Source organism: Bremerella cremea (assembly GCF_039541315.1).
Lineage (GTDB): Bacteria > Planctomycetota > Planctomycetia > Pirellulales > Pirellulaceae > Bremerella > Bremerella cremea.
In genome coordinates, this window is the sequence record NZ_BAABFZ010000003.1 from 791,390 (window position 1) to 806,805 (window position 15,416).

Annotated in this window: 14 protein-coding genes and 1 tRNA gene; 6 read left to right on the forward strand and 9 right to left on the reverse strand. The window is 55.5% G+C overall.

All coding sequences use genetic code 11. The annotated features are described in order from the left end of the window. Positions 1–122 precede the first annotated feature (122 nt). The 4 genes from ABD890_RS05435 to ABD890_RS05450 all read left to right on the forward strand — a co-directional run bounded on the left by ABD890_RS05435 (position 123) and on the right by ABD890_RS05450 (position 2,242). A complete protein-coding gene (locus tag ABD890_RS05435; RefSeq protein WP_345086655.1) occupies positions 123–602 on the forward strand; it encodes a thioredoxin family protein in 480 nt (159 codons plus the stop codon). Positions 603–1,091: 489 nt separating this feature from the next. Then, positions 1,092–1,316 (forward strand): AbrB/MazE/SpoVT family DNA-binding domain-containing protein, encoded by a 225-nt coding sequence (locus ABD890_RS05440; protein WP_345086657.1) that lies wholly within the window; start codon positions 1,092–1,094, stop codon positions 1,314–1,316. Then, complete coding sequence (locus ABD890_RS05445; protein WP_345090837.1) at positions 1,316–1,708, forward strand: type II toxin-antitoxin system death-on-curing family toxin; 393 nt, start codon at positions 1,316–1,318, stop codon at positions 1,706–1,708. Before ABD890_RS05440 ends, ABD890_RS05445 begins: the two co-directional genes overlap by 1 nt. A 54-nt stretch (positions 1,709–1,762) precedes the next feature. Further along, positions 1,763–2,242, forward strand: a complete 480-nt coding sequence (locus ABD890_RS05450; protein ID WP_345086659.1) for a hypothetical protein — start codon at positions 1,763–1,765, stop codon at positions 2,240–2,242. A gap of 627 nt (positions 2,243–2,869) precedes the next feature. Here the strand turns inward: ABD890_RS05450 and ABD890_RS05455 are convergent. From ABD890_RS05455 to ABD890_RS05470, 4 genes are all read right to left on the reverse strand, one after another. Next, positions 2,870–4,252 (reverse strand): tyrosine-type recombinase/integrase, encoded by a 1,383-nt coding sequence (locus tag ABD890_RS05455; RefSeq protein WP_345086660.1) that lies wholly within the window; start codon positions 4,250–4,252, stop codon positions 2,870–2,872. A 247-nt stretch (positions 4,253–4,499) separates the two neighbouring features. After that, positions 4,500–4,583, reverse strand: a tRNA-Leu gene (locus ABD890_RS05460). Positions 4,584–4,872: 289 nt separating this feature from the next. Beyond that, on the reverse strand, positions 4,873–5,766 hold the full coding sequence (gene metF, locus ABD890_RS05465) for a methylenetetrahydrofolate reductase [NAD(P)H] (RefSeq protein ID WP_345086661.1): 894 nt from the start codon (positions 5,764–5,766) through the stop codon (positions 4,873–4,875). Positions 5,767–5,775: 9 nt separating this feature from the next. Next, positions 5,776–7,026, reverse strand: coding sequence for a putative sugar nucleotidyl transferase (locus ABD890_RS05470; RefSeq protein ID WP_345086663.1), 1,251 nt, complete (start codon positions 7,024–7,026; stop codon positions 5,776–5,778). Between the two features lie 361 nt (positions 7,027–7,387). Between ABD890_RS05470 and ABD890_RS05475 the strand changes: the two genes are divergently transcribed. Next, positions 7,388–8,506, forward strand: coding sequence for a GGDEF domain-containing protein (locus ABD890_RS05475; RefSeq protein WP_345086665.1), 1,119 nt, complete (start codon positions 7,388–7,390; stop codon positions 8,504–8,506). Positions 8,507–8,535: 29 nt separating this feature from the next. Further along, on the forward strand, positions 8,536–9,522 hold the full coding sequence (locus ABD890_RS05480) for a succinylglutamate desuccinylase/aspartoacylase family protein (RefSeq protein WP_345086667.1): 987 nt from the start codon (positions 8,536–8,538) through the stop codon (positions 9,520–9,522). Positions 9,523–9,600: 78 nt separating this feature from the next. On the opposite strand, the gene ABD890_RS05485 is transcribed toward ABD890_RS05480, so the two are convergent. The 5 genes from ABD890_RS05485 to flhA form a co-directional block, all read right to left on the reverse strand. Next, complete coding sequence (locus ABD890_RS05485; RefSeq protein ID WP_345086669.1) at positions 9,601–10,389, reverse strand: FliA/WhiG family RNA polymerase sigma factor; 789 nt, start codon at positions 10,387–10,389, stop codon at positions 9,601–9,603. Between the two features lie 193 nt (positions 10,390–10,582). Next, a complete protein-coding gene (locus ABD890_RS05490; RefSeq protein ID WP_345086671.1) occupies positions 10,583–10,843 on the reverse strand; it encodes a hypothetical protein in 261 nt (86 codons plus the stop codon). Positions 10,844–11,024: 181 nt separating this feature from the next. Continuing rightward, positions 11,025–11,894 carry a MinD/ParA family ATP-binding protein gene (locus ABD890_RS05495; RefSeq protein WP_345086673.1) on the reverse strand — a complete coding sequence of 290 codons (870 nt, stop codon included), beginning with the start codon at positions 11,892–11,894 and terminating at the stop codon, positions 11,025–11,027. A gap of 42 nt (positions 11,895–11,936) precedes the next feature. Next, complete coding sequence (flhF, locus tag ABD890_RS05500; protein ID WP_345086675.1) at positions 11,937–13,106, reverse strand: flagellar biosynthesis GTPase FlhF; 1,170 nt, start codon at positions 13,104–13,106, stop codon at positions 11,937–11,939. A 13-nt stretch (positions 13,107–13,119) separates the two neighbouring features. Then, positions 13,120–15,231 (reverse strand): flagellar biosynthesis protein FlhA, encoded by a 2,112-nt coding sequence (gene flhA, locus ABD890_RS05505; RefSeq protein WP_345086677.1) that lies wholly within the window; start codon positions 15,229–15,231, stop codon positions 13,120–13,122. Positions 15,232–15,416: the final 185 nt, after the last annotated feature.

A 15,416-nucleotide genomic window follows, 5' to 3' on the forward strand; every position in this document is an offset into this window, starting at 1 on the left:
TGTTTCCGGCTCAGGGCGGATTGAATCGTCAGACGAAACCACTTAGGGTGTGGCACTGATCGAACGTGGTTGATCTTAGACCGCGTCTCTTATCCGCTGCTCCTTTTGGCTTGTCTGGATTCATGAACGAAGCTTCTTCTTCGGCCGATACCGAAACGCCCCGTCCACCCAAGCGAGTTTTTCATTTCTGGCGATGCTTCTGGCTGGCCTTTCTGGTCGTGTCGCTGGCATTTGCTTGGTACAGCTTTTATGTGCCGCCGAATGACATTGTCTGGGCGAAAGATCACGACGCGGCCCAGCAACAAGCGGCCGAGAGCGGTAAGCCCATGATCCTCTACTTCACCGGCACCTGGTGCGTTCCCTGTCGCATCATGAAACGCCAGGTCTGGGCCGATAAAGAAGTCGCCGCCCTGGTCAACGCGAACTTCATCCCCGTCGCGATCGACGTCGACGCCCCCGACAACGCCGCCATCATGGCCCAATACCAGGTAACCGGCCCGCCCGTAACAATCGTCACCGACCCGGCAGGCAAAGCCCTAAATTGGAAAGCAGGCGGGGTTGGGAAGGCTGAGTTCTTGGAACTGCTGGACGGGGCGAAGTAGGGAGTTGTTGTACGTCCTTTCAAGAGCTTCATTCCAACCTCTTTGAGAGCTTCGCGTTAATGCGATTTTCCGCGTATTCTCAGACGAAGGCCTTACCCCATTCTCCCCCTCGGCCAACACCTAGCAAGCAAAGCATCGCGGTGACAGTCCGACAAATGGGAATTTCTGGCTACTGTGGAGATCATTAGGACGACTGGGTACGCACGACAACTCACACAGGAGATGCTTCGTGTACGCTTGGATTACCCGAGATGGGAGTGGATTTCGCAAAATGATTTCGTGTTGGTAGGGCTAATTCAGAGAAACCCTGAGCAATACCCAGTTTGACGATTGCCTTTCTAAATAAACGTTTCTACTCCACTTTTGAGGGATTTTCCCCTCTGGAAACCCGCTGAAACCCTTTATTTGCTCGCTTCCCCCGCCGATCCTCAGTGCATACTATTGTGTCAACGCAAGTTATTACGGCAGTAGCTACACAGGAGCGTCCCGATGACGACAATCAAAATTCGAGAGATCGGCAATTCCTTGGGCGTGGTTCTTCCCAAGGAACTGATTGCGCGCTTACGGGTCTCGAAAGGGGATCAGCTCTTTGTTCAGGAAACGGCCGATGGCATTCGCTTAACGGCTTACGATCCTGAGTTCCAAAAGCAGATGGAAATTGCCGAAAGGGTAATGCGCGAAGATCGCGACGCCCTTAGGGCACTGTCGAAGTGATGGAACCGAAGTGGATCCGACTCGACGTGGTTATATCAATCCATGATGCACAGCTTGCAGAACATGGAGGGCTAGATGGTCTGCGGGATCGCAACGGACTGGAGTCCGCACTTGCCAGTCCCAAAAATCTCTTGGCATATGGAGATCCGAAACCTGATCTTGCCGGGTTAGCGGCTCAGTACGCATTTGCCATCGCCCGCAATCAGGTATTCGTTGACGGCAACAAGAGAACCGCTCTGGTCGTTTACAGAACCTTTCTTCTATTAAACGGTCAGAACCTGATCGCAACCAATGAAGAAAAATACCACACGATCATGCAACTCTCCGAAGGCCAGCTTACTGTCGAACAAATGGCGGATTGGATCCGCTCGCATCTAGCAGATCCGGCCTGACCACAAATTCCAATCAAGAACAACTCTGTTCAACACCAAATTGCCGGCTAACAGATGCCTCGTCTCTCACATCAAAATTGCGTTCAACTGCTGGCAACTGTCGCGGAAGAGATGCGGAGTGCCATTGCATCTTTTGCGGACTCGGCAACGTTGTCTGAAATCGATCGCTCAATCCGAGAAGCGAAAACTGCGTCTCACGGTGAGTTGCCCAACTACGACCTGCAAGAATTGGCAGATGCCGCGACTCGATTGACAGGCAGAGCAGAGCTATATTCGCGAGGGTTTTTCGTGCATGAATCGGATCGAGAAACGGCACTTGGTCAACTTTCTTCGGACCAACTGAAATTGATTCGTCATGTTGCCGACGTTGCCGCGAGATCACTTCGTGCTGCTACTGCTGAAATCAAACAAGCAACGATTGAATGCCAAGACGGAATCTCTTGGGCGTATGAGCTTACGGAGCTAACGGAAGACAACAATATGCGTGCTCGAATCGACGCTCTAATTGCCTCGCCGCACTCTGATCGTGTGTAAGAAACGGACGACAATCTGAAACAGCAGGTGAACACGTTAAGCAACGTTGGCTCGCCAGAACCAGAAAGAATCACTTCTAACAACGTTAAATAAATCGCCGTAAGTGATTGCCACGAAGAGAAAAGCACCAGAGGGGGGGATCGAACCCCCACTCCCTTGCGGGAACTGGATTTTGAAGCAATAGTGCCCCTTCGCAGAGACTCATTGCAACCTCTTTGAGAGCAATACTTTAAAGCGATTTCTGCTCATCTTCAGGCGTAGTCTTTACCCCTTTTCTACCCCCGCTCTACCCCTTTTGTACCCTGTGAGGATCGCGGCCACAACCGTTTGGACGTATGGCCCATACCGCACTTCTTAATAAGTTTGGAGAACTTAGTGACATTTTGCTATAATTGGGGTAGAGGCATTAAATGGATTTGATGCCATCACTTTGGCCCATCAACGTAAGGAAACCTGAATGATGGTCCGACTCTTCTGGGGCGCGCTTATCGCCCTGGCTCTCATTACCGCAAACCACGTAATGTGCCGTGGCTATGCGGTAGGGTTCGATTTCCAGGATGGCAAATTCTATTGCCATCCAAGCCGAAGCAACGAAGAAAAGTAGCTCTGGCACAAGAATCAGTTCGGCTATGGGAACAACCCAGGCAGGACTCTTCTTTTTTTAGCGGTCACATCAATGATCTCGTCAGTCAGCGTGAACAGTCGATCAAAGTGCTGACGGACATAGTAGGCCTTAGTACCCTGCGTCGCATGTGAGAGGTAAAACGAGGTTAGCTCCGACTGACGTTCTTCGATGAAGTCAGCCCCCGTCTTACGGAATGCCTTGAAAGGCGAAGACACGCCAACCTTGATTCGCAGCTTGTTGAATCGGCCCCCGATGGTATCCGTACGGCTTACGGCGCCATCTACTTCGCGATCAACGACAAGGGGCTGACCGCTGGCAGTTACAAGTAGCGGCGAACCGGACGCGGTGCGTTGCTCCTTCAACTTGTTCAAAGTAACTGGCCAAAGTCTAGCCCTGGTCAGTTCGCCTGTTTTGTTTCGGGGACGTTCCAGCACGCCTGTTTCCCAGTTGATCATGCCCGCATCCAGCGTCGCGATTTCACGTTGGGTAAGGCCCGCATTCAGGCCCAGCAGAATCCAAAGCTTCATCCTTTCGTTTGCAACTGAATACAAACGCTTGACCTGATCGACTGTAAAGAACTCCTTCGGCCCTCCTCCTAGTGTCTTAACTTTGGCGTAGCGGGTGAGATCCTTTGGCAATGTTTCAAGGAAGTTCTCATCAGCCAACCAGTGCATCCACTTGGCCAACGTCGCTAACCGCTTCTTGAGCGTACGCCCAGACTTCGCTTCATTCTGGGCGTGGGCTCGGTAGTGACTGAGTACCGACGCGGTGACCTGATCAACGTGGATGCAGTCAAGGTAGTGACCGATGAGGAAGTCCTGGAAGTACGGCAGATAACGCTTATCCTCACCGTACATCTGCATGGAAAGTTCGCTTGCGTGGACCTCACGCAAACGCCGATCAAGGTACTCCTCGATCAATGCCGAAATCTTAGTTTCGGTTGGCGCCCCCTGCCCTGGTTCTGCGTGGTCAAGCATCGGGGCGAAACCGTAGCCGAGAACCCAGGGCGGCTGGTCGTCTGGTTGAACGATTGGAGTTGGTTTTCTCCTGGGCGGGTCCACAGTCGCAACCGATGAAGGTTTACGAACCGACGCAACCGACGCCATCATGAGTGGCGGCTTGGCGTAGCCGAAGTCCTCGTGCATTCGCTCGGCAGGAATAAGAACGCGCCCACGTCCGGTTTCACCATTGAGATAGGGGCATGGCTCTAGGCCATCCAGCCAGGGCTTTACGCGGTTCCATTCAGCTAGCGCGGACTGGTAGCCAGCATTGTCCTTCTTGCCTCCACACTCCACGTCAGACGGGAAGTACCAATCGGTTCCCAGGTATCGTTTTCGCCACTTTCTGGCGTGCTTCACCCATCTCAATTCGTAACGTCGCGGCATCGTGATCTCCTCGTGGTACTGACTCAATCGAGTGCAGAATCGGGGCTGACCACTCGCCTGAGCCCGTAACCTACGGGAGGAGCGCTTAACCGTCAAAAACGCAGAAACGGCGTTTCGGCGCCTACCCTCTTGGGAACCCTTCGGGAGCCGTTCGGGAACCTTTCGGGGGCCGGCGCATAAAAAAACCACTTCTAGCGAGACCAGGTCAAATCGCCGTAAGTGGTTACTATCAAAGAAGTCAAGAAGGTACCAGAGGGGGGAATCGAACCCCCACTCCCTTGCGGGAACTGGATTTTGAATCCAGCGCGTCTGCCAATTCCGCCACTCTGGCACAATGGGATGGCCGCTTAAGAAAATCAGGCTTTGGGGCCTGTCAGCGGACATCGGGTGACCTGGTTTCAGGCCACTTTGCTGTGGAAACCGAGGATTTTAAACCGAAATCTTCATCCCGGCAATGACCGGTGCTAACTTTTGTTGCTGCGGTCACTTAAATCGGGTCGTTCCCGCCGGAAAGCTGCCGGTCGCATGGTCGTTTGCCTTTTGGCCAAGCCTCTCGTTCCGTGGGAAGAGAGGCGGCTGTTGGCTGGGCCCCAGGCTACCTTGCCTGACTTCCGGTCGCCTTACTTGGCTTCCGCTTTGTTGCTTTTGCGGTGCTCGGCCAGGTTCTCGAGGATCTTGCCGGTCGCTTCGGCCTGGTTCAGCACGTAGAAGTGGAACCCAGGCACGCCGTTGTCGACCAGGTCGTTGACCTGTTGGCTGGCGTACGCGGTCCCGACGGACGAGTGCCACTGGGCATCTTCCGGCTTCTGGCTGAGCTTCTCCAGCAGCTTCTTCGGAATGCCGGCGCCGCACAAGTTGGCGATCTTCGAGATTTGAGCGAGGCTGTTGATCGGGAAGATCCCTGGCACGATCGGCACGGTGATCCCGGCCTTCTCGCACTTCTCTCGCCAGGCGTAGAAGTCGCTGTTGTTGAAGAAGAGCTGCGAGACGACGACCTGGGCACCGGCGTCAACTTTCCGCTTGAGGTTGTCGAGGTCGGCCTGCGGGCTAGGTGCTTCGCGGTGGACTTCCGGATAACCGGCGACCAGCACGCCCAGCTCGCTGAACTCGTCGTTGATCAGTTCGACCAGCTCGTTGGCATACTTCAGGCCGTTGGGGTTGGGCTTGAAGGTCGTTTCGCCTTGAGGCGGGTCACCACGCAGCGCGACGATGTAATCGACGCCGCGGCGTTCGGCTTCCGCCAGAAAGCTGCGCAGGTCCGCCACGCTGGAACCGACCACCGTCAGGTGAGCGGCCACGGGGACCTGGAAGATCGTTTTGACCTTCTCGACGATCTCGAGCGTTTTACCACGCGTCGATCCGCCTGCTCCGTACGTGCAGGTGATGTACGCGGGTTTGTACTTCATGAGTCGCTCGACCTGCAGCATGAGCGACCGCAATCCCTTGTCGGTCTTGGGAGGATACAGTTCAAACGAGACCGGCAGTTCGCCCGGTTTGTAAAAGTCGGAAAGCATGGGGCAGTTCTAAAAAACGAGGGGCTCACCCGTCAGTTGACGTTCTTCCTGAGTGAGCAGGTACATATCGTGAATGAGTTGAATATCGGCGGGGGTCTGTTCGACGCTTCGCCGCTGGAACATTCGTTGCTGGGTGGAAATCATGACCTCGGGGGGAAGTTCGGTCACCTGGCCAAACAACCGGGCATAGTTGACGAAGCTTGCGACGTTGGTGGTCACAAACCCGTACAGCATGCTGCACACGCCAATGGTCTTGCCCGTAAATATACCGGTATTGATCGCCGTCTTTGAGTAGTCTCCGAAAATCGATCCCACGAATTGCATGTTCGTGGCGACGCGACCGCTGGGATACTCCATGTTAACGGTGCCATAAGTGTTCTTCAGGTCACTGTTGGAAGTGCCTGCCCCCAGGTTAATCCAGCTTCCCAAATAGCTGTGCCCCAGGAAACCATGGTGCTGCTTATTGGAATAAGGCTCGATGATGGTGGCTTCGACTTCGCCGCCGATCTTGGTGGTGTGCCCGAGCGAAACGGCATCCTTAATCGCGGAATGCTCGATCACTTTGACGTTTCGGCCAAGATAGGCAGGACCTCGGAGGAAACAAAACGGCCCGATCGAGGCCCCCTCCTCTACCAGGATTGGCCCGTGCGAGGCATCGATAACGACGTTCTCGCCCAGGCTGATTTCGCCGGCGGCAAACAGCCCGTCGCGGATCTCGCGATAGGCTCCCTGCTTCAGGCGGAATTCTAAGTTTTCGTGAATGATTTCTTCGTTAAACCGGACGACGTCGTGGGCATATTGAAAGACCTCGAACGCTTCGTCCCGGGCCGGCAGCTTTGCCGTTGGCTGCAACGCCTCGGCAAAGGCCAGGAATTCGTCGTAAGTTACTCTCGCGGAAGGAACTCGATGTCCGGCCGGCAACAACGCGGCGACTAGTTGGCCTGCATGCTGCACGATTCCTGGCTGACCGGAAGCGATCCAGCTTTGTAACGCGGCCAGAGTTTGTACACGCGGCACGAGCCGGGCATTGAGCAACAGCGTCGGCTGATCGTCGGCCAGCGGCGTTTCGTGCAGTTGCGGCTGGTTTTGAGCCTGCAATGCCCCCAAGTGATGCCGGACAACACCTCGACAAGCCTTGAAGGCTTGCGAAACGAGTTCGGCCAGCCGGAAACCTCCGCACGTGATTCCATAGGCTGGGCGTGCCAACACGATGGGATACATCTGCGAGACGGCTCGGTCTTCAAATAGGATGCAGTTCATGCCACAGGTCTTCCTCGGCCCCCCGCCACATGACTGTTGGGGTTCCGGTGGTAGCGAATCTGCTACCGCAAAAGGGCTATTTCGGGAAGTCGGTGGTAACCCGCCTACGCATTCGAAGACATAAGGCAGTTTTACGACCGATATTTTTGTAATCTTTGCTTACAATTCCCTGCTAGATGGTTGTACCCGAACATTTCGCAGAGCGATTCCCCCTCAAATACTGTTGCCCTGTCGCATTCCTCAAGCTGTAACCTAAGGTTTCCCAACAGTTTTGCCCCGGAACGAGGCCCAACGGGTGCGGGCGATCTTGGCGATCCGAGGCCCGAACACACGATCCAGCTTCATCACGATTGACCGAACTATGGCTGAGTTACTGACTTTTGTTCTAGGGGACGTCTTTGGCGTCATTACCCTGGTTGCAGGCATTTTCATTGGCTTCTGGCTCGGACGGCTTTGGGCGAAGTTCATAACGCCTACGCCGGCCCCGGCTCCAGAAGTGACTGCCAATGCCGAATCGGACGCGTATCGCGAGCAGTTGGCTGGCATGATCCAGTTCACTACGCACTTCTCGGGCGACATCACGAAGCATATTGAACTGCTGCAAAATCTGGAACAGAATCTGGCCACCCCATCTGGCGAGAAATCGGCGGATGAAAGTGGCGGGATCTCGTCGAAGGCGGTCGAATTGATCGCCCAGATCACCTCGGCAAATCAGAGGCTCAAGCAGCGTCTGGAATCGGCCGAAGCTACTTTGAAGACCCAAGCCCGCGATCTAGAAGACTCGCTGTCGGAAGCTCGTACCGACGCATTGACCGGTTTGCTCAATCGCCGAGCGTTCGATGAAGAAAGCAATCGCCGCTGGGCTCACTGGCAACGCAAGGAACAACCTTACAGCTTGATGCTGATGGACATCGATCACTTCAAGCAAGTCAACGATCGCTACGGCCACGATGCCGGCGACAAAGTGCTGCAGGAAGTGGCGGCTCGCCTGAATAGCGTGATGCGTCAGACCGACTACCTGGCACGGATTGGCGGCGAAGAACTGGCGATCCTGATTCCGGAAGCCGATTGGCACTCGATCGTGTCGGTCGCCCACAAGGTGCTGCAGGCAGTTCGCTCGACACCGATTGTCTATGGCAGCCTTGAAATCGATATCACGATGAGTTGTGGGCTGATGCCAGCCATCCATGCCCAGTCGCCCGAAGAACTTCTGAAGGGTGCCGACGAAGCACTGTACGCGGCCAAGACCAACGGTCGCAACTGTGGCTTTGTGAACAACGGCGATTCGCTGTTGCCAATCGAAGGCACGCAAACTGATGCGGTTTCGATCCTTCGGCCGAACTCAGATCAGAACGGCGCGCAAACCGCGGGCGGTTCGGTCGGCCCCATCGAAATGTCATCGGTTCCCGCAGGCAGCCCACTCGACTCGGCTGCCAGTGAATTGCGAAACCGATTCATGCAGATCTCTCAAGGAATTTAATCTCGCGATAAGCGTAGGAGCCTGCTCGTATGGACGCGAGTTCCCGGAAAGAAAAGCTTCCTCCCACCAGTCGCACCTTTTTGATTGGTGGCCAAACCATTGCCGCTGGCAATCGGCTTCGCTTCGACATCCCGGTGGCTCGTCTGCCAACCGGCACGCACATCAACTTGCCGATCGAAGTGCTACATGGTGCATTCGAAGGACCAACCGTCTGGGTATCCGCTGCGGTCCATGGCGACGAACTGAACGGTGTCGAGATCGCACGTCTTCTGGCCGAGAAGCTGAAGCCGAATAAGCTGTTCGGCACCTTGATCATCGCTCCGATGGTAAACGGCTTCGGCGTGATTAATCAAAGTCGTTACTTGCCGGATCGGCGCGATTTGAACCGCTCGTTTCCAGGCTCGAAAACAGGCTCGCTCGCCTCGCGACTGGCACGACTGCTGATGACGGAAGTGGTTCAGCGATGTCAATACGGAATCGATCTGCATACCGGAGCGAACCACCGCACGAACCTACCTCAGATACGTGGCGATATGGACGACGACGAAACGTACGAGTGTGCATTAGCGTTCGGGCCCCCGGTCGTCGTGCATTCCGACATGCGTGACGGTTCGCTTCGCGCGGCAGCCTCGGCCGAAGGGATCAAGGTGTTGCTGTACGAAGCAGGCGAGCCGATGCGTTTCAATGATGATGCCATCAAGCTGGGCGTCAGTGGCATCATGCGCGTGCTTTCGTACTTGAAGATGCTGAAGAGCCCCGTCAAACCACCAAAACGACTCGCGGCGTTGATCCGCGAATCGAAATGGGTCCGAGCCAAACGCAGCGGAATCGTGCGTTTAAGTCATGGCCTGGGCGACGTCGTCACTGCTGGCGAACAGATCGGCCTGATCACCGATGTCTTTGGCGATGGTCCGCAGAAGCTGAAGGCGCCGTTCGATGGCATCGTGATTGGTCACTCGCACAATCCGATTGCCCATCAAGGAGATGGGATTGTTCACATCGGCCGGATGCCTTAGTTCGGTCAGCGCACAAAAAAACGGCGACCTGTGAACAGGTCGCCGTGTCTTGTTGTCGCTTCTGTTTCCAGAACGAAGTTAGACCGTACCGAACTCTGGCTTACGACGGCCGAGTTGGCTTTGCAGCCGCTGCACAATGCTGCTGTGCATCTGGCTGACTCGGCTTTCGCTCAGATCGAGCGTGGCGCCGATTTCTTTCATGGTCAGTTCTTCGTAGTAATACAGAATGATGATCAGACGCTCGTTGCGATTGAGCCCCTTGGTCACCAGACGCATCAGATCATTCTTCTGAATGCGACGCGTAGGGTCTTCACCCTTCTTGTCTTCGAGAATGTCGATTTCACGGACATCTTTGTAGCTGTCCGTTTCGTACCATTTCTTGTTCAAACTGACGAGCCCGACGGCGTTGGCGTCGGAGACCATCTTTTCGAGCTCTTTGAGCGGCATGCCCATGTGGTCAGCCAGCTCGGCGTGTGTCGGTTGGCGACCGAACTTGGCTTCCAATTGCTTGGTTGCTTCGTTCAGCTTGCTCGCCTTCGAACGAACCAGACGGGGTACCCAGTCCATGGTTCGCAGTTCGTCCAGCATTGCCCCGCGAATACGCGGTACGCAATACGTTTCGAACTTCACGCCTCGGCTCATGTCGAACGCATCGATAGCGTCCATCAAGCCGAAGACCCCTGCCGAGATCAGGTCGTCAAGTTCGACCCCTTCTGGCAGGCGAGCCCAAATGCGTTCGCCGTTGTATTTAACAAGCGGCAAGTAGCGTTCAACTAGTCGGTTTCGTAGTTCTTTCCGCGACGGGTCTTCCTTGTAGCTTTGCCACAATTCTGACACGTCATCCCTGGTCGCGGTCGTCGTTGCCATGCGTTCCTCCGTGAATGCCCGTCTTGAGCTACCACGTATTTCTTATGAAATCGACGGACCTGAATCCTTCAGGTCACTTCCCCGTTGTTGGCAAAATGCCACTTCGGAAAGGGAATCGATCAGGTTATCCAATCTCGCGTTAGGGACTCAGAGATTCCCGGGGAGGAATTTCGTTGTCTGCCTTTCTCGCGGGTTACGCAGTTCTGGCTGATGAAGCCACGAGTTTCTCGTTTTGCTCCATCGCATCCAGTTCCGCGTTGATGCGCTGCCGCACCGATTCGTCCACAATACGGGCTGCAGCATTTCCTATCAGCCAACCGATGGCCGCGAACAGGAACATTGCCCCGATCGCAGTTGGAAGGATGGATTCGATCCCGCCCGACGTAATCAGTCCCCGCATCACTACGGTGACGAATGCCGTCGAAGCCAAGATTCCCGCGTAGTCGCGTCCCATCGATTCCAGGTTGGTTGAATTCTATCGATCCGCAAACCTCATTCGTCACGTGCGCACGTGACGTTATCTCGTTGAATCGACGCTCTAAAGACGAGAATTGAGGTAATTTTACGGATATCATTTGTTTTGCTTGAAAAACTTGTCGCCAGTTCTGAAGTGATTGCAGCGATAGCATGACTTGTTAAGCAGCCCGTTTCGAAGATGGCGATTGGGAAAGGCTTAACGATAGTCGCACCAGACGATCCGCAATGCGTTGGATCGACTTGCTGGCGGCATGTTCGGCGTAACGTTGGACAAACGGCTGCGAGGCCCGCGCCGCGGCTCCGATCTCGGAGGCGACTTCGACATGGCCGATCGATTCGATCGCCAGGTCCAGGAACTTGCGAGACGTCGTATCCATTCCAGCAACCAGGTCGACATGGCCTGTCTCGCTGGCTGCTCGGTTCATGACAACGTGCGCCACTTTTCGAGGTGATCCGTTTTGGAGTGACCGAATCCGTTCGTAGCCGGCGGTGATCGCATCGGCGGTTGGATTCAGCACCACAACAAAGAGCTGGGCCATCCGCCACAGTTCTTTGGTAAGAGACGTCAGGTCGCTGCCAGCATCGATCAGCACGATGTCGGCATGGCGGCCCAGTCCCATGATTTGTTCGATGAGCCGGTCCACCGATGCCACTGGCCAGCTGCCGTTTCCATCGCTTGCATCCGTGGGAAGCAGCAGCGAGGCAGCCAGACCCGGCACCAGGTACTCGTGAAGATCGAGTCGGCCGGTAAGAAGTTCGTCGATCGCGACTGCAGGCGTTCTGCCTGCGATCAACGCGAGACCTTGATTGTTCGGGTTCAAATCGATCGTCGCCACACGCTGCCCGGCTAGCCCTAAAGCACATGCCAGGTTATGGCAGACGGTTGTCGTTCCTAGCTGCGCATTGCCACCATAGACCACGAAGGTCTTGGCTTTCGCAAACGCAGGTGTACCGCCGATCATCGCACGCTTTGCCAGCATTCGCAGCAGCGTAGCTTGATCGCGGGGAAAGGAAGGTTCAAACGACATAACGATTTCAGAAACGCGGTGATTTGGTGAGTTGGGTGAGGGCTATACGATCCGAGCGACCAGGTCGTCCGCTTCGGCCGCGGCAATGGCCTGAGGGACATCCTGTCCGTTGGTCACATAAGCGAGCGGAAGCTGCGGATCTTGTAGAAATCTCAATGTATTACCCAACGATCCAACCTCATCAATCTTGGTAAGTACCCAACTAGTTGGTGCAACCGGAGCGAACTTTTCAACAGCGTCCGCCAGGCTCTTACAACTGCTGGGGGCGGAAAGTACCAAATAGGTCTCATCAGGGGAAGCGGCTTTTATCAAAGAACGAAGCTGCTGTACTTGCACCTCGTCGCGCGGGCTGCGGCCGGCCGTATCGATGAAAATCTGCTGGCAATCCGATAGTTCATTGATAGCATTGCGGACTTCCATCGGCGTCGACACGATCTTCATCGGAAGATCCATGATCTCGGCATAGGTCTGCAATTGATCGACCGCGGCAATCCGATAGGTATCGACCGTTACCAGACCGACGCGACGTTTGTGATCGAACTTGGCCCGGGCCGCCATCTTGGCGATCGTCGTTGTCTTACCCACACCGGTCGGCCCAATCGCAGCGACAACTCGTGGGAAGAGACGCGGATCGTCGATATCGCGGCCGATGTTGATCGAGCTGGCAATCTGCCGCCGCAGTTGTTCCAGCAAAGTCGTCTCGTCGAAGTTGGTCTGCCCTTCGTACGTCGCCAGCAACTTCTCGCACAACGTCGTTGCCAGGGTCGGCGGGACTTCCGCATCGATCAATCGTTGTCGCAGTTGCTGAATCTCAGGCGGCAATGCCGGTGTGTTGCTGAAGAAGTTCTGACTGAACTCAAGCGATTCGAGATCGATACCCAGGTTATCGGCCAGCGACATTTCAATGGCAGGTTCGATCTGTTCGAGAATGTCTTCGACCGAAGAGAACGTCTGCTCGACATCGTTCGGTTCTTCGAGAAGGTCACCCTCTTCAAATTCGGGCTCCGGTTCTGGCTCTTCGATTTCGAAGCGGCTCTTCAAGTTGGAATCAGGCGCGGCGGCCAGTTCGATTTCCTTGCCACCGAGCAGACCCCAGATACCTCGCTGGGGAACTTCTCGCGTATGCAGCAGTGCGGCATCAGGCCCCAGTTCCTGGCGAACCAGTTCCAGGGCTTCGTGCATCGATTTGGCGCGAAATGATTTGATATTCATGGCGGTCACTTAACTACTGCGGCTTGGGCCCCTTCCCAGGCGGCGGATTGTTTGGCATCGCGTCGCTGATGATGCCCATCGATTCAATCATGGTGTCGTTGGTGATCTCGTTGTGGCTCAGCACAATCAGATCGGGAATGAAGTTCGTGGTCAGTTGTTTCACAGCGGGTCGAATCTGTGGATTCACCAACACGATCGGTGGCTTACCAATCTCGCGAAGCTTCTCGACCCCCAAAGCGATCGACTTGCAAGTCATCTCGATTGCCTGAGGGCTCATGCGAGCGAAGGCTCCTCGTTCCATATCAATGCCCGAGGCAATTCGGTCCTGCATCGCCGGGTCGAGAGGCACCACGTAGATGCGGCCTTCTTTGTCGCGGTACTTGGTGCAGATCGTCCGGGCCAGCTTGTGACGGACGAACTCGGTCAGCCATACAGGGTCCTTCGTGCGGCCGATATGGTCACCCAAGGTTTCCAGAATACGGGCCAGCTGACGGACCGAGACTTCTTCGCGAAGCAGAAGTTGCAGGACGGCCTGCACGTCGCCAACCTTCATCGCGCCCGGAATCAGTTCGTCGACCACGGCCGGCGAAGTTTCGCGAAGCTCGTCGATCAAGTGTTTCGCCGCGTCGCGGGTCAGCAGTTCGTCGGCATGCTTCTTGGCGACTCGCTGCAGATGCGTTGCCAAGACCGAAGTTGGTTCGACGATGGTGTAGCCCATCATTTCGGCTTGAGGCCGCATGCCAGGTTCGATCCAGACGGCTGGCTGATTGAACGCAGGGTCACGAGTCCTTTCGCCTGGCAGTTCTCCCTTGGCACCGCCCATGGCAATCGCCAACAGGCCATCGGGATAGACGGTATTCTCGGCGACGACGTTGTTGCTGATTTTGATTCGGTATTGGTTCTCGTGCAGCCGCATGTTGTCGCGGATACGAACCTTCGGCAGGATCAAGCCGATTTCGCTCGCCACGTTCTGCCGCACGCCCGTAATGCGAGGCAGCAAGTCGCCACCGCGTGCCGGCGCTGCCAGACGCACCAGGCCGACGCCTAGCTCCATCTCCATTGGATCGACGGTCAAGTAATCCTCGATACGGTCGTCCTTCTTGGCAGCCTCTTGTTCTTCCTTCTGTTTCTTCTCGACCGCTTCGGTCTCGGCTTTGGTCTGATCGGTCTGCCCCTTCTTGGTCATCACGGCGATACCCACGCAGCCGGCACCAATGATCAGCAGCGGTAATGTCGGCAGCCCCGAGAACACTAGCAGTCCCAGGAAACAGCCTGCGACGCTTAAGGCTTCGGGGCGCGAGAACAGCTGACGGATGAATTCGACAGGCAGGTTCGATTCTTCCGTGCTACGAGTCACCAGCAAACCGGCAGCCAACGAGATCAGAAACGCAGGCACCTGGCTTACCAGACCGTCACCGATCGTCAGCTTGGTGTAGACCTGCGCCGCCTCGAAGACTTCCATGCCGGAAGTTACGCCGATGATCAGACCACCGATGATATTGATCAGCGTGATCACGATACCAGCGATGGCATCACCACGGACGAACTTACTAGCACCGTCCATTGCCCCGAAGAAGTCGGCCTGCTGCGTGATTTCGGCTCGACGCTGCTGGGCCTCGATTTCGTCGATGATGCCCGCGTTGAGATCGGCATCGATCGCCATCTGACGACCCGGCATACCATCCAACGCAAAGCGGGCGGCGACTTCACTAATACGGGTCGCACCTTTCGTGATCACCAGAAACTGGATGAGCACGATGATAATAAAGATGATGATCCCGACTTCGACCCGGTCGCCGGCGACAAACTCGCCAAAGCTTTGGATCACCCCGCCGGCGGCATCCATCCCTTCGGAAGCGGCCCCGGTCAAAATCAAACGGGTGGTCGCAACGTTCAAAACGAGCCGAGCCAACGTGGTGGCCAGCAGTAGCGACGGGAAAATATTGAACTCAAGCGGGGTCTTCACGTAGATCGTCGTGAGCAGAATGATGACCCCCGCCGTGATGTTGGCGGTCAGCAATAAGTTCATCAACCATGCCGGCAATGGCATCAAAATCACCAGCACGCTGGTGATGATACCAATCGGTAAGATGAGGTCCTTGAGTCTGCTGAGACTTAAATCCACGACGATTTGCGATTATTTTTGAGGATTGTGTCAAGTTTTCTGCGGCCCGATCCGACATCGAGCGTGGCGAAGATTACTGAAACCCACTTTGGGTGTCTAGATCGATCAATTGAGTGGAAGTCGTTGCTCTCAGACGAGTTATCCACGGGCTCACCTGCTAGCAATTCCGTGCCTACCTAGCGGCG

What these genes read in the sequence shown, in the direction of transcription:
- ABD890_RS05435 (WP_345086655.1), top strand. Translation starts at nt 123, where the DNA reads ATGAACGAAGCTTCTTCTTCGGCCGATACCGAAACGCCCCGTCCACCC.
- ABD890_RS05440 (WP_345086657.1), top strand. Translation starts at nt 1,092, where the DNA reads ATGACGACAATCAAAATTCGAGAGATCGGCAATTCCTTGGGCGTGGTT.
- ABD890_RS05445 (WP_345090837.1), top strand. Translation starts at nt 1,316, where the DNA reads ATGGAACCGAAGTGGATCCGACTCGACGTGGTTATATCAATCCATGAT.
- ABD890_RS05450 (WP_345086659.1), top strand. Translation starts at nt 1,763, where the DNA reads ATGCCTCGTCTCTCACATCAAAATTGCGTTCAACTGCTGGCAACTGTC.
- ABD890_RS05455 (WP_345086660.1), bottom strand. Translation starts at nt 4,252, where the DNA reads ATGCCGCGACGTTACGAATTGAGATGGGTGAAGCACGCCAGAAAGTGG.
- metF (WP_345086661.1), bottom strand. Translation starts at nt 5,766, where the DNA reads ATGCTTTCCGACTTTTACAAACCGGGCGAACTGCCGGTCTCGTTTGAA.
- ABD890_RS05470 (WP_345086663.1), bottom strand. Translation starts at nt 7,026, where the DNA reads ATGAACTGCATCCTATTTGAAGACCGAGCCGTCTCGCAGATGTATCCC.
- ABD890_RS05475 (WP_345086665.1), top strand. Translation starts at nt 7,388, where the DNA reads ATGGCTGAGTTACTGACTTTTGTTCTAGGGGACGTCTTTGGCGTCATT.
- ABD890_RS05480 (WP_345086667.1), top strand. Translation starts at nt 8,536, where the DNA reads ATGGACGCGAGTTCCCGGAAAGAAAAGCTTCCTCCCACCAGTCGCACC.
- ABD890_RS05485 (WP_345086669.1), bottom strand. Translation starts at nt 10,389, where the DNA reads ATGGCAACGACGACCGCGACCAGGGATGACGTGTCAGAATTGTGGCAA.
- ABD890_RS05490 (WP_345086671.1), bottom strand. Translation starts at nt 10,843, where the DNA reads ATGGGACGCGACTACGCGGGAATCTTGGCTTCGACGGCATTCGTCACC.
- ABD890_RS05495 (WP_345086673.1), bottom strand. Translation starts at nt 11,894, where the DNA reads ATGTCGTTTGAACCTTCCTTTCCCCGCGATCAAGCTACGCTGCTGCGA.
- flhF (WP_345086675.1), bottom strand. Translation starts at nt 13,106, where the DNA reads ATGAATATCAAATCATTTCGCGCCAAATCGATGCACGAAGCCCTGGAA.